11 protein-coding genes are annotated in these 13,669 nt (G+C 38.6%); 5 read left to right on the plus strand and 6 right to left on the minus strand.

Features of this window, described 5'->3' with window-relative positions:
- The first annotated feature begins 10 nt into the window (after positions 1 to 10).
- From CXF71_RS08370 to CXF71_RS08385, 4 genes are all read left to right on the plus strand, one after another.
- Entirely contained in the window at positions 11 to 1,372 is a 1,362-nt protein-coding gene (locus CXF71_RS08370) for a DUF1329 domain-containing protein (RefSeq protein ID WP_101232506.1), read from the plus strand.
- A gap of 127 nt (positions 1,373 to 1,499) precedes the next feature.
- Positions 1,500 to 3,119, plus strand: a complete 1,620-nt coding sequence (locus tag CXF71_RS08375) for a GMC family oxidoreductase (protein ID WP_101232507.1) — start codon at positions 1,500 to 1,502, stop codon at positions 3,117 to 3,119.
- A gap of 15 nt (positions 3,120 to 3,134) precedes the next feature.
- The gene (locus tag CXF71_RS08380; protein WP_101232508.1) at positions 3,135 to 3,401 is read left to right on the plus strand and encodes a DUF1145 domain-containing protein; all 267 of its coding nucleotides are present in this window, start codon (positions 3,135 to 3,137) and stop codon (positions 3,399 to 3,401) included.
- A gap of 136 nt (positions 3,402 to 3,537) precedes the next feature.
- Positions 3,538 to 5,076, plus strand: a complete 1,539-nt coding sequence (locus CXF71_RS08385; protein ID WP_101232509.1) for an arylsulfatase — start codon at positions 3,538 to 3,540, stop codon at positions 5,074 to 5,076.
- 223 nt (positions 5,077 to 5,299) lie between these two features.
- Here the strand turns inward: CXF71_RS08385 and CXF71_RS08390 are convergent, their stop codons facing one another.
- From CXF71_RS08390 to CXF71_RS08405, 4 genes are all read right to left on the minus strand, one after another.
- The gene (locus tag CXF71_RS08390; protein ID WP_101232510.1) at positions 5,300 to 6,307 is read right to left on the minus strand and encodes an aldose epimerase family protein; all 1,008 of its coding nucleotides are present in this window, start codon (positions 6,305 to 6,307) and stop codon (positions 5,300 to 5,302) included.
- Between the two features lie 58 nt (positions 6,308 to 6,365).
- Positions 6,366 to 7,940, minus strand: coding sequence for a sodium/sugar symporter (locus CXF71_RS08395; RefSeq protein ID WP_101232511.1), 1,575 nt, complete (start codon positions 7,938 to 7,940; stop codon positions 6,366 to 6,368).
- 105 nt (positions 7,941 to 8,045) lie between these two features.
- Positions 8,046 to 9,230, minus strand: a complete 1,185-nt coding sequence (galK, locus tag CXF71_RS08400; protein WP_101232512.1) for a galactokinase — start codon at positions 9,228 to 9,230, stop codon at positions 8,046 to 8,048.
- Positions 9,230 to 10,273, minus strand: coding sequence for a UDP-glucose--hexose-1-phosphate uridylyltransferase (locus tag CXF71_RS08405; RefSeq protein WP_101232513.1), 1,044 nt, complete (start codon positions 10,271 to 10,273; stop codon positions 9,230 to 9,232). Before CXF71_RS08405 ends, galK begins: the two co-directional genes overlap by 1 nt.
- Before the next feature lie 153 nt (positions 10,274 to 10,426).
- Here CXF71_RS08405 and CXF71_RS08410 point away from each other — a divergent pair, with 153 nt between their 5' ends.
- Positions 10,427 to 11,431 carry a LacI family DNA-binding transcriptional regulator gene (locus CXF71_RS08410; protein WP_101232514.1) on the plus strand — a complete coding sequence of 335 codons (1,005 nt, stop codon included), beginning with the start codon at positions 10,427 to 10,429 and terminating at the stop codon, positions 11,429 to 11,431.
- A 334-nt stretch (positions 11,432 to 11,765) separates the two neighbouring features.
- On the opposite strand, the gene CXF71_RS08415 is transcribed toward CXF71_RS08410, so the two are convergent.
- Together CXF71_RS08415 and CXF71_RS08420 are read right to left on the minus strand one after the other, a co-directional pair.
- Positions 11,766 to 12,425, minus strand: a complete 660-nt coding sequence (locus CXF71_RS08415) for a response regulator transcription factor (protein WP_101232601.1) — start codon at positions 12,423 to 12,425, stop codon at positions 11,766 to 11,768.
- 173 nt (positions 12,426 to 12,598) lie between these two features.
- Positions 12,599 to 13,528, minus strand: a complete 930-nt coding sequence (locus tag CXF71_RS08420) for a LysR family transcriptional regulator (protein WP_101232515.1) — start codon at positions 13,526 to 13,528, stop codon at positions 12,599 to 12,601.
- Positions 13,529 to 13,669: the final 141 nt, after the last annotated feature.

Below are 13,669 nucleotides of genomic sequence, written 5' to 3' on the forward strand. Positions count from 1 at the left end.
GAGAATCATGATGAAAAAATATATTACAACAGCAAGTTTACTATTGTTATCGCTAGCAACCAGTGCTGCATTTGCAAAAGTCAGCCCACAAGAAGCCGATAAATTAGGTAATACGCTGACACCATTAGGTGCAGAAATGGCTGCCAATGCAGAAGAAACTATCCCTGCTTGGACCGGGGGACTAACGAGTAAAAACTCAACTAAAAGCAACGACTCTGGACGTCCTGAAAATCCTTTCTCAACAGACAAACCACTCTTTGAAATAACCAGTGCTAATTTTAGTGACTACAAAGCGAACTTAAGTGCAGGTCAAATCGCAATGTTTACTAAGTATGCTGATTATAAAATGCCTATTTATAAAACAAGAAGAACCGCTGCATACGCTGATGAACTTTATGATGTCGTTAAGAAAAATGCGACAACCGCTGAATTGGTGCAGTCGGGTAACGGTGTTGCTAATTTTGATACAACAATCCCCTTTCCTATTGCTAAAAATGGCTCTGAGGTTATTTGGAATCACATAACTCGCTTTCGTGGTGGCACGGCTAAACGTTTTACCACCACCATTCCTGTGCAATCAAATGGCTCATTTGTACCCGTTAAAATGAATGACCAGTTAGTGTGGCCTGAATTTTTAGAAGGTGGCCGTGATGATAAAAAAGATGACAATATTTTGTTTTATTATCTTTCTCAAATTACCGCTCCTGCACGTTTAACAGGCACAGCTTTATTGGTACATGAAACAATGGACCAAGTAAAAGAAGCGCGTAAAGCGTGGGTTTATAATTCTGGCCAACGTCGTGTTCGTCGCGCACCAAACGTTGCTTATGACGGACCTGGTCAAGGTACCGATGGTTTAAGAGCCTCTGATAACTATGACATGTACAACGGAGCACCTGATCGTTATGACTGGAAATTAGTCGGTAAAAAAGAACTTTATATCCCTTATAATTCTTATAACTTGCTTGATACAACAGCAAAATATGATGACGTAATACAACAAGGTCATTTGAATGCTAGTTTTCTACGCTATGAATTACACCGTGTTTGGCAAGTTGAGGCTACCCTAAAAGAAGGTACTAGGCATATTTATGCGAAACGTACCTTCTTTATTGACGAAGATACATGGGGTGCCTCTGTTATCGATCAATATGATGGCCGTGGTGAGTTATGGAAGTTATCTGAAGCGCATAATATTCAGTTTTATGATGTTGATACCCCATGGATGGTTGCAGAAACGTTATATGACTTAAGCTCTGGACGATACTTGGTTACTGGGTTAAGCAATGAAGAACCGACCTTTATGATTTGGGGCAAAAAAGTCAACAGAACAGACTTTTCCACCTCTGCGCTTAGACGTTTAGGACGATAATTACTATTTAGTTAATAGTTAATTCGTATAATAAAATAGGGTAAATGTTAATAGCATTTACCCGCTATTACATACACAGACTTAAGATGTTTTTAAGGATGAATAGTAGAACTTTAAGGTAAGGTATATGAATAAATCGCATCATAACGACTTTGACTACATTATAGTTGGCGGGGGATCTGCGGGCTGTGTTTTGGCGAATAGGTTAACTGAAAATGGAAAATTTACTGTCTGTTTATTAGAGGCAGGTAGTGATAATAATTCTATGTTAGTTAATACCCCTGGCGCATTTTCAGCCTTTATGTTTTTGAAAAAATTCAATTGGAGTTTCAATGCTAAGCCTAAAAATGATATTCGCCATGGTGCCCCCTTATTTGTGCCACGTGGACGTGGCTTAGGTGGAAGTTCAGCGACTAATGCCATGCTTTATATACGTGGCCAAAAACAAGATTATGACCATTGGGCAGAACTAGGTAATGAGGGTTGGTCATTTGACGATATATTGCCTTATTTTAAGAAGTCGGAAACCAATAGCCGTGGTGAAAGTGAATTGCACGGCGGCGAAGGTCCCTTACAAGTGACTGACCGCCCTATTTTCTATGAGATCAGTAAACGATATATTGACGCTAGCCAACAAGCTGGCTTTAAAGTTACCGATGATTTTAATGGTAGTGAGCAAGAAGGGGTTGGTTATTACCAGTGCACAATAAAAGATGGTAAGCGTTGTTCTGCTGCTCATGCTTATTTGTTGCCGGTACTGTCCAGAGATAATCTTACCGTATTAACCCACGCACAAGTGAGTAAAGTACTACTAAAAGACAAAGAAGCCTATGGCGTCGAAGTTTTCATTAAAGGTAAAAAGAGCACCTTAACAGCGAATAAAGAAGTCATTTTAAGTGGTGGTAGTATCGCTTCACCACAGCTATTAATGTTATCTGGCATTGGTGATAAAAACGAACTAAAACAACACGGTATAAATTGTGTACATGAACTTAAAGGCGTTGGGAAAAACTTACGAGAGCATGTAGATGCCTGTGTATTGGTAAAAAGTAAAAAAACAGATGGCTTTACCCTCTCAGTTACAGGCTTACTGAAAATGCTACCAGAAACCGTGAAATATATAACGGGGAGAAAAGGTAAACTTGCTAATACTATTGTAGAAGCGGGTGGCTTTATTAAGTCAAATGACAATCAAGACAGACCCGATATTCAATTGCATATGTTGCCTTTATTATATGACGATAATGGCAGAGATTTTAAATTGTTATCACAACATGGATTTTCGTGTCATGTCTGTGTACTTCGTCCGGAAAGTACCGGTACTGTGTCGTTAAAATCGGCTAACTACCAAGATGCGCCGGAGATAGATTTTAATTTACTTTCTGATAAAGACGGCAAAGACAAAGCCGTTTTAATTAATGGTATGCGACAGCTGCGCAAAATATTATCTGCTCCTGCATTAGCACAACATTATGATAATGAAATTCACCCAGGCACGGCTTTTGAAACTGACGAACAAATTTTTGCTAAGACTAAAGAGCGTTTAGGCACCGTTTTTCATCCGGTAGGCACATGTAAAATGGGCAATGATGAAATGGCGGTGGTTGATAATCATCTGAGAGTACACGGTATTGATAAGCTCAGAGTAATAGACGCTTCTATTATGCCGACACTTATCAGTGGTAATACCAATGCTCCTACCATGGCTATTGCCGAAAAAGTTGCCGATATGATGCTGGCACAATAATTAAGGAAAGAACCAATGTTTAATTTCATTATATACAGTACAAAATTCTTACTGGTTGGGTTGTGGATTTTAGCGATATCAGGCCTATTATCCCTATCACCGCTACCAGCCGAGTATCAATTTTATATGCTAGCTTTAGCTGGTGCTGTGCTTTTGGTACATTTTATTGAGTTTTTGGCGATGAAAAATAAAATAAAAAATCACAGCAGTAAAGAAATGAGCTTTATACAAACTATGCTTTGGGGCTTTGGTTATTGGCTGCCTTTACTCAAAAATAGTTAATGACTTAAGTGCTACACACAAATAATTTTTTGTCCTGATTCATCATAATAATTAATGACGAATATATTTCCGTGTCCAAACGGTCAAAATTTAGCGTATTAAAATCATTATCATTGACACACAAAGGAAAAATAAAATGAAGATACAATTTAAACGTTTAACATTAGGTATTGGCCTGATGCTAAATGCAGGAGCAGCCTTCGCAGCTGATAAGCCCAATATTTTGTTTTTTTGGGGCGATGATATTGGTCGCACCAACATTAGCGCCTACAGTCACGGTATTATGGGTTATCAAACACCTAACATCGACCGTATTGCTAAAGAAGGCATGATGTTTACCGATTATTATGGTGATCAAAGTTGTACTGCAGGTCGCTCTACTTTTTTAACTGGGCAATCCGGTTTACGTACCGGTATGACAAAAGTTGGTTTACCCGGTGCTAAAGAAGGTATTCAAGATAGAGATATCACCATAGCCGAAATGCTCAAAGCTAAAGGTTACACCACAGGTCAGTTTGGTAAAAACCACTTAGGTGATAAAGATAAACATTTACCAACCAATCATGGTTTTGATGAGTTTTTTGGTAACCTTTATCATTTAAATGCAGAGGAAGAACCAGAAGATCCAGATTACCCTAAAGACCCAGCGTTTAAGAAACGATTTGGTCCGCGTGGTGTCATTCATTCTTATGCCGATGGAAAAATTGAAGATACGGGTCCGCTAACCAAGAAACGTATGGAAACCGCTGATGATGAGTTTATTGCGGCGGCACAAAAATTTGTCGCTAAAGCAGTAAAAGCCAAAAAACCATTTTTTGTTTGGGTAAATACTGCAGGAATGCACTTTAGAACACACATTAACCCAAAACATGTCGGTTTATCTGGGCAAGGTTTTTATAACGATGTCATGGTCGCTCACGATAACCATGTGGGTATGATGTTAGATCAATTAGAGACGTTAAAAATTGCTGACAATACTATTGTAATGTATTCAACTGATAATGGTGTTCATTATAATACTTGGCCTGATGCAGGCGTTACTCCGTTTGATGGCGAGAAAAACAGTGAAAAAGAAGGTGCTTATCGCGTACCTATGATGGTTCGCTGGCCTGGCAAAATCAAAGCGGGCTCTATTTCAAATGAGATCATGGCACATTTAGATTGGATGCCCACGCTAGCAGCAGTCACAGGAGATACTCAACTGAAGCAAGATATGCTTAAAGGTGAACGTCGCTTTGGTAATAAACAAGAAAAGATTCATCTTGATGGCTTTAACATGCTTCCGCACTTAACGGGTAAATCAGAAAAAGGTGCGCGTAATATCTATCATTATTTGAATGATGAAGGCTTTCCTGTTGCGATTCGTATAGGTGATTGGAAAATGGTTTATGCTGAAAACCGAGGTAAAACCCTAGCACTTTGGGCCGAACCTTTCACTATGCTTAGAATGCCTAAAATTCAAAATTTACGTCGTGATCCTTGGAGCAAAGCAGAAGAAAACTCTAATTCATATTACGATTGGATGATTGATAAAGCCCCTTATATTTATTTAGGTTTATCTGAAACGGCTAAATTTCTTTCAACCTTTAAACAGTATCCACCAAGCCAACCTACCGGCTCTTGGTCAGTTGAAGCGGTTTATGATAAATTCTTAAGTAAATCTGAAGGTAAATAGTCAACCTTCTCACTACCTAGCCCGAGCATCAATGTTTCGGGCTTTTTTTAACCTTTAAATAATAAATTACTTTAAAGTTTGTGATCTTGTACTGCACAGCGAAAATACATCAAAGCAACACTGACGTAGAGTATTTTAGCTAGCACAAGTGAACAGTAGCAGCCTAACCTTAAGGCTACCTATAGCCGTACCATTGCCTGATGCATGACAATTAATAGCGCGGCTATGTTATTGATTCAAATTTATAAATAATTTGTCGCTGATATTCTTGATGGGGCTGTAAGATATTACTAGGAAAATGTTTGTTATTTTCTGCGTCAGTATAATTTTGCGCCTCTAAGCACAAGCCTTGGTAAGGCGTAAACTTTCCGTTTAAATAGAAGCCAGTATAAAGCTGAATTGCACTCTGATCCGTGTAGACAGATAAACTAATTTGATTCTGCCAAGACGTTAGCACCGCTTTCGGCTCACCAAAAGGTGTGCTATCCAGAACAAAACAATGATCATAGCCCTTTTTTTCTTGAAGAGATTCATCTTGAGAGTTCTGCTGTCGATCGCCAATACAAGCGGGTTCTCTAAAATTATAATCAGTCTCAGCAACGGCAACTATTTTACCCGTTGGAATATTAGCAGCATCCGTTTCGAGGAATGCCGATGACATCATTTGCAAATATAATGACTGGCAGTCATTTTCACCCAGAGTAAAGTAAGCATGATTGGTCAAATTGATTACTGTGACTAAGTTAGTATTAGCTGAGTAATTTATGCTGAGTTTATTATCCGTACTTAACTGATAAGTAACAGATAAGGTTAATTCCCCAGGAAAACCTTGGTCTCCACAAGGAGAAATTAATGATAAAGTCACTGAAGTACTGGTGAGGCTTTGCCTATCTATTTGCCAATAACGAAAAGCAAAATTATCATTCCCACCATGTAAACAATTTTCACCGTCGTTTTGAGGTAACTGATATTGCTTACCGTCTAGCTGAAATTTACCACCTGAAATACGATTACATACTCGGCCACAGGTTGCGCCTAAATAGAACTCATCAGTTAGATACTGCTGCGGCGAAGCATAGCCCAGTGTCATTTCCGTTGGTATAGTATTCACGGGAAATTTAATTGATTTAATTCGGGCACCCAAATTAATAATTTCAACAGACATGCCATAGTTATTGGTCAGTGTTACTGTTGCCAGTTCCTCTGCGAGTGCTGTGTTCACGTTAATCATTAAGCTCCTTGAAAAGTAAAAAGGCCAATAACTTGGCCTTTTTCTATTGATGTTTTGTTTACCACCAAGTGGCGTATAAAGCCGTAAGGATAAGTACCACACCTATTGCAGCGACATTAAATGACTTGCTTGTTGCAAAGCTCACCTGTTCTAAACTCACACTGCTATCAGCACTATTAGGTTTTCCTAACATGGAAACCACATAACAAAGCGCTAAACAAAGTAAAAAGACTAAGCCAACTCGGTCCATAAATGGTAGCTCAGGCCACGAAAACTTAAGCACTAACGAAAATACTGCTGAGCCTAAAGCAGCTGATAATGCGCCTGTTGATGTTGCACGTTTCCAGAACATGCCCATAACAAATATAACAACGATGCCTGGGGTAAAGAAACCAGTAAACTCTTGAATATATTGAAACGCTTGGTCAAACTTGCCCAGTAAAGGTTGAGCCACAATTAACGCGATACACAAAGAAACTAATGCAGCAATACGACCAATATGTACATAGTGACGTTGGCTCTCGTTCGGCTTAAAACGCGTATAAAGATCCATGGTAAAGATGGTAGAAATACTATTGGTCATTGACGCTAGCGAAGATACTATGGCGGCAACTAATGCAGCAAAAACTAGCCCTTTAATACCTACAGGCATTAATGCCATCATTGACGGATAGGCTTGATCCGGGGTAGTTAATGTCGGATAAAGAACTACCGCTGCAATGCCGGGTAAGACCACAATAAGCGGCATTAATAATTTAAGGTAGGCTGCAAAAGCAATACCTTTTTGTGCTTCTTTTAAATCTTTAGCGGCTAAAGCACGCTGAATAATATACTGGTTAAAACCCCAATAACTAAAGTTCATTACCCACATGCCACCAATTAACACAGAAATACCTGGCAGGCTCATATAATGGTCATTATCTGAACTTAATATCATGTCAAAATGCTCAGGCATTGTATCGGTTAGAATCCCAAAACCGACTAAAAGCCCTTGACCATCAGCAACGGCATCTAAGGCTAAATAACTGAGTAATAAACCGCCAAAGACCAATAACACCACTTGTAATATGTCGGTAAAAGCAACGGCTTTTAAGCCGCCATATAAAGAGTAAGCAACAGAGAATACGGCTAAAAATATCATGCCGAACATCCAATCAACACCTGCTACCGTTTCAATGGCCATGCCACCTAACCATAACACCGCGGTTAAGTTAACAAAGGTGTATACCGCTAGCCAAAAAATAGCCATGGTAGTTTTTACCTTATTATCAAAACGTTGTTCAAGGTATTGCGGCATGGTAAATATTTTATTTTCCAAGAAAATAGGCAACATGTATTTACCGACTAATACCAAGGTAATAGCGGCCATCCATTCATACGAAGCAATCGCTAACCCAATAGCGTAACCAGAGCCTGACATACCAATAATTTGTTCTGCGGAAATATTTGCGGCGATTAAAGAAGCCCCTATAGCCCACCAAGGCAATGATTTGCTTGCTAAGAAATAATCTTCAGTATTTGCGCCCTCTTTCTTCTCATTACGAGAAATCCATAAAGCTAAACACAATAGTCCTATGACATAGACAATAAAAATAGTGCTGTCTATGGTCCCCAATTTGTTTGTAATATCCATTATTTGTTCCTTTTGCTTTTAATTATTATATTTTATTTGAACGTGTTCTATTTAAGCGGATTTTCTAAAAATTCATTGTCTAACCTTAAATTATCTACAAGGTAATTATCTAAATGCGCCTTGTGTTGCAGTGCATAGATAAAAGCTAGGTTTTAAAAAGAATTCTTCCTCATAACGGCTGCTTACAACATCTTTTACCTGTTCAACCATAGATTTTGGTACTAAGGCGACAACACAACCACCAAAACCACCGCCAGTCATTCTAACGCCCCCATTAGCGCCTAAAACACTTTCGATGATAGCAACCAAACCATCCATTTCCTTAGTGCTCACTTCAAAATCATCTCGTAAAGAAGTATGAGACGCTTTCATCACGGTACTAATCGTTGCCATATTATTCTGTTTTAATGCATTAAATGTAGTAATCGCTCGAGTATTTTCAGTGATTACATGGCGGGCTCGTTTGAATAATACCGGATCAATTTGTTCTTTGGCTGAATTTAGTTGCGCCAAAGTAACTTCTCGAAGGGCAGAAACACCAAAATACAAAGCAACTTTTTCACATTGCTTTCTTCTTAAGTTGTACTCACTGTCAACTAAGCCGCGTTTAACGTTGGAATTAACAATAAACAGTACTAAATCTTCAGGGATAGCTGCGTCTTCAAAGGATAAGTCTTTGCAATCTAACAGCATGGCGTGATTTTTTTGTCCCATGGCAGAAATAAGTTGGTCCATAATGCCGCAGTTACAACCAACAAAATTATTCTCTGCTTGCTGACCCATGAGCGCGGCACTGACACCCTCTAAATCTATTTGATAAAGCTGCGAAAACGTTTTTAAAATGGCTATTTCAAAGCTGGCCGAAGAACTTAAACCTGCGCCTTGTGGCACATTGCCCGTGACTACAAGGTTTGCGCCTTTAATGTCTGGATACTTTGCCATTAACGCTTGTAATGTGCCTTTAACATAATTAGTCCACATTAACTGTTGATCAAACGTTATTTCATTCAGGGAAAATTCATTTGTTTGTTGCTCACAATCATGGGCATACACTTTTATTACGTTGTCTTGTCGCGAAGAAGCGGCAATAGTAGTGCCATAATTAATCGCGGCGGGAAGCACAAATCCGTCATTGTAATCGGTATGATCGCCCATTAAATTGACTCGACCAGGCGCGTGACAAACGATCTGGGCTGAGCATTTAAATTGCTGTTCAAATAATTGTTGAGCAAGCTGTTTTTGTTCAACGTTTTCTGATTCAGGCACAAGTTGTGGCACATACTTAGACATCAGTGTTGCTCCTTATAATGAATATCTGACAAATCACGTAGTCGATGTGCAGCTTGCTCTGCGGTAAGATCTCGTTGTGCTTCAGCCATCATTTCATAACCCACCATAAATTTACGCACCGTGGCAGATCTTAATAAAGGTGGAAAAAAACTAGCGTGCAAAGTCCATTCATCATGTTGTTGACCATCAAAAGGTGCACCGTGCCACCCCATGGAATAAGGAAAAGAGCAATTAAATAAATTGTCATACTTGATGGTTATTTGCTTAATAATATCTGCCAGAGATAACTTTTGTTGAGTATTAAGTTCAGTTAGGCGTGACACAGTAAAGCGTGGTAGCAGTAACGTTTCAAACGGCCATGCTGCCCAATAAGGTACAACAACAAGCCAATCATCATTTATCACCACAATACGTTCGTTATTTTCAATTTCTCTGGCAACATAGTCTTGTAATAAATTACTGCCATGCTGTTTTAAGTAGGCCTGCTGTGCTTTTTGTTTTTTCATCACTAAGGTCGGTAATTGTTGTTGCGCCCAAACCTGTCCATGAGGATGAGGATTAGAACAGCCCATGACACTGCCTTTATTTTCAAAGACCTGCACTGACATATAGGTTTTCCCTAACTCTTCACACTGGTTTTGCCACGTATCAACTACGCGAGTAATTTCCTCTACAGAAAGCTGAGGCAAGGTTTTACTATGATCAGGTGAGAAGCAGATAACACGGCTCTCACCTTGCTCTGTTGCCATTTTAAAAAGTGGGTCATCGCTTTTAATAATTGGGGTGTCCTGCTTGATTGCAGCAAAATCATTGGTAAAGACAAACGTTTTTGTATACTCGTCATTGACCTCACCATTTATTCTGGTGTTACCCGCACAGAGAAAACATTCTTTATCGTGTGTTGGCCTTTCTTGTTCATCAAGCTTTTCTACTTGCCCTTGCCAAGGTCGCTTTGCTCGGTGTGGGGAAACTAAAATCCATTCATCTATTAACGGATTATATCGTCGATGGGGATGTTCTGTGGGGTCAAAAATTGTAGCCATAATAATTCTCAAAATTATATACTCAAAATCAATAAACAAAATGTAAACGTTTACATTTTTATTGTCAATATTTAATTTAAATCTAGTTACTAGTATTAACATCCCGTTAAATTAGGGTTATTATAGAAAAAATAACAATATAAACGTTTACCTATGTCAACAATAAAAGATGTTGCCCGCGTGGCCGGAGTTTCAATTGCCACCGTATCTAGAGTCGTTAACAACGGTCCTAAAGTCGGTAAAAAAACACGTCTGAAAGTTACGCAAGTAATGGAAGAGTTAGGCTATACCCCTAATGCTAATGCACGCGCATTAGTGACACAAAAATCAACCACCATTGGTGTTATTGTGCCCGCGCTTACCGATCCTTTTTTTGCATCGCTTGCAAATGGTGTTGATACCATTGCTCGCCAACACAATATGCAATTGCTATTAAGTACAGCTCAGCAAGATGCTGAATCAGAGCGTGCTGCAATTAACTTATTAATAGAACAACGTTGCCATTCAATTGTTATGCACAGTAAGAAGCTGCCTGACGATGAACTGATCAGCTTATGCGAAAAAATTCCAGGACTCGTCTTAATTGATAGAATGATTGATGTGATCAAACACAAATGTGTTTGGTTAGATAATGAAGAAGGTGGAAAAATTGCCGCTCGACATTTACTGTCTTTACAGCATCACAACGTTGCTTGCATCAGTAGTAAATATCAAATTGAAGATCCCACCTTAAGGCTGCGAGGTTTTTCTCAAGAACTCGGCCGTGCTGGTATCGAAGTTAACCAAAAATTAATTGAATATGCTGAGCCCAATCAACAAGGTGGTGAAATAGCAACTCAACATTTATTAGCCTCAGGCCACAAGTTTTCGGCTATTTTCGTTTATAACGATGCCATGGCCATTGGTGCTATTTCAACGTTGGAGGATAATGGTTATCGAGTACCCGCTGATATTTCGGTAATAGGCTTTGATGACGTATTAATTTCACGATACTCACGACCAAAACTTACCACCTTACATTATCCTATTGAATCTATGGCACAACGTGCTGCACAATTGTCTTTAGATCTTAAAAGTAATGCTAGCGAGTCAAAGGTAGAAGGTTATAAATACTTACCTCGCCTAGTGAAACGTGAATCAACCAATGTAAAATATTAAATTACTTCAATAAAGCCAGTAATACCTACACAGTGTAAAGACTTTTTTATAGTCTAACTAAATTCATACCTATGCTCTTTGAGGCGTCCAATGACTTCTGAGGTGCGGATAAGGAAATTGAGTTCATCCAGCTGAGGTAAGTAAAATAACAGTGTTATCTTCAGTAATTCAATATTCTACATTCATGATTTACTAATTCAGTGTGTTTAGTGATGAACTCGTACTGAAATTATGACTATCCGTGACTTATAAACCTTACTAACAAACATTTTAAATGAAGTTTTGCGTTATATTCGTCGTTAATTGAATGACATAGCGCTATATCTTTGTACGATTATTTTATTGATTGACCAAATGTGTTTTGATTCAACTGTAATTCATTTAAGGCGATAACGGCTTGAGTTCGGTTACGTACACCCAACTTCAAAAAGATAATGCTCGCATGACTTTTAATGGTCGATTCTGAAGTACCTAGTTCATAAGCTATCTGTTTATTCAGTAAGCCATCTGCAAACATTAATAATATTTCATGTTGCTTGGGCGTTAATGACGCTATTTTATCATCCGTCTTATTAGTTTTTTCACTCGGATTAAACTCACCATCTGGTGTCCATAATGTACCGTTGAGTACTTCTTTTATCGCTTCGACCATTTTCGGTACTGGTGTCGATTTAGGAATAAAACCCGCAGCGCCATAACTCATCGCTTTATGAATGGTTTCTTTATCTTCAAAACCCGAAATAATAACGATGCCTAAATCAGGATGTGAACGTCTAATCGTAATTAGGCTGTTAAAGCCATGCGCTCCCGGTATATCAAGATCAAGCAGTAATAAATCAGCTTTATCTTTACTTTGTAAATGCTGTTCAAGTTCGGGAATATTTTGCGCGTCAATAATTGTCGCCCCGTCAAAGTGGGCTTTTAAAGTGATAGTTAACGCTTGACGAAATAGCGGATGATCATCTGCTAGTATTATTTTCATGTTATTAAACATAGTATTACTCATCGCTTAATCTATTATTTTTATAAAATAATGACTAATTTCTTATTAAGTGAAAACTTTTAATATTGCCAACACAATAACAAAGTCTTTATAAAGCTGCTAGCGAGACTTTAGTCTTTCTGCGCAATACAGTTTGATGGGTAACTATTTTATCACCCAAGTGATTAATCACTTGGGTTTAACAAATCAGCATGGTCTAGCACGAGTTGCTTTAAGTATTGCCACACCGTATTTACATGTGAAAGGCGTTTACTCTCAGGGTGAGTAACCAACCAAAAACTTCGGCTGATACTTATTTCTTGGCTATGAAGTTTAATGAGGCTTTTATCTTGTTCGGCTAAAAAACAAGGCAAAATACCAATACCTAAACCACTTTTAATAGCAAAATATTGGCTAATAATGCTAGTGCTACTAAAGTTTGCTTTTAACTCACCATCTAAGTACTGGTTTAACTCTTTTACATAAGAGAGCTGGTCGGTAAAGAGTAAATTATCAACGTAAGTTACCCATTTATGTTTCGCTAATTGGTCTAGCGCTATGCCTTGCGGGTGTATTTCTAAATTATGACCTCGGCTATTATCTAGGTAATCCTGATGTACATAAAGTTGCAATTTATAATCACACAATTTTGACACTATCATAGACGTACTTTTGGGGCGCTCTACCGCAATAGCGATATCCGCTTCATTTCTGCTGATTTTGACATACCGTGAAAACAGTAATAAATGTACGTCAATATTGGGGTGTTGCTGCTGTAATGACAGTAAGTTCGGTGATACAAAAAAGTTACCTAACGCTTCGGTCACACCAATGCGCACTAGCCCACAATTATCTTCATTGTTGTTATGAATGTTAGACAGCGCATGCTGTGCATCTTGTTCCATTTTACATGCCGAGGTGAGTAACATCTCACCATCAGCAGTTAATACGTGGCCATCTTGGGTACGGTCAAAAAGCTTTGTGCCTATGCTCTCTTCTAACTTGTGCAAACGCCTAGACACAGTAGATGCATCCATAATTAAGCGCTTAGCCGCTGTTGATAGTCGCTCGGCTCGAGCAACTTCAAGAAATATTTTTATATCATCCCAATTCATCTAGTAATACCCATTCCATTCAATGATTGCCCACTTGTCCTGGTTAAAATATCCCAGCTGGCGTGCTTAAAAACTTAGTGACTTAGGTATGAGTGTACTGCTTACACTGCGTCATTGCAAAAATGCAAAGCGTGTTGCATT

Origin of the sequence: Colwellia sp. 12G3 (genome assembly GCF_002836775.1) — a bacterium.
Taxonomy (GTDB): Bacteria; Pseudomonadota; Gammaproteobacteria; order Enterobacterales; family Alteromonadaceae; genus Colwellia.

What these genes read in the sequence shown, in the direction of transcription:
- CXF71_RS08405 (WP_101232513.1), bottom strand. Translation starts at nt 10,273, where the DNA reads ATGGCTACAATTTTTGACCCCACAGAACATCCCCATCGACGATATAAT.
- CXF71_RS08385 (WP_101232509.1), top strand. Translation starts at nt 3,538, where the DNA reads ATGAAGATACAATTTAAACGTTTAACATTAGGTATTGGCCTGATGCTA.
- CXF71_RS08380 (WP_101232508.1), top strand. Translation starts at nt 3,135, where the DNA reads ATGTTTAATTTCATTATATACAGTACAAAATTCTTACTGGTTGGGTTG.
- CXF71_RS08415 (WP_101232601.1), bottom strand. Translation starts at nt 12,425, where the DNA reads ATGTTTAATAACATGAAAATAATACTAGCAGATGATCATCCGCTATTT.
- CXF71_RS08410 (WP_101232514.1), top strand. Translation starts at nt 10,427, where the DNA reads ATGTCAACAATAAAAGATGTTGCCCGCGTGGCCGGAGTTTCAATTGCC.
- CXF71_RS08390 (WP_101232510.1), bottom strand. Translation starts at nt 6,307, where the DNA reads ATGATTAACGTGAACACAGCACTCGCAGAGGAACTGGCAACAGTAACA.
- CXF71_RS08420 (WP_101232515.1), bottom strand. Translation starts at nt 13,528, where the DNA reads ATGAATTGGGATGATATAAAAATATTTCTTGAAGTTGCTCGAGCCGAG.
- CXF71_RS08375 (WP_101232507.1), top strand. Translation starts at nt 1,500, where the DNA reads ATGAATAAATCGCATCATAACGACTTTGACTACATTATAGTTGGCGGG.
- galK (WP_101232512.1), bottom strand. Translation starts at nt 9,230, where the DNA reads ATGTCTAAGTATGTGCCACAACTTGTGCCTGAATCAGAAAACGTTGAA.
- CXF71_RS08395 (WP_101232511.1), bottom strand. Translation starts at nt 7,940, where the DNA reads ATGGATATTACAAACAAATTGGGGACCATAGACAGCACTATTTTTATT.
- CXF71_RS08370 (WP_101232506.1), top strand. Translation starts at nt 11, where the DNA reads ATGAAAAAATATATTACAACAGCAAGTTTACTATTGTTATCGCTAGCA.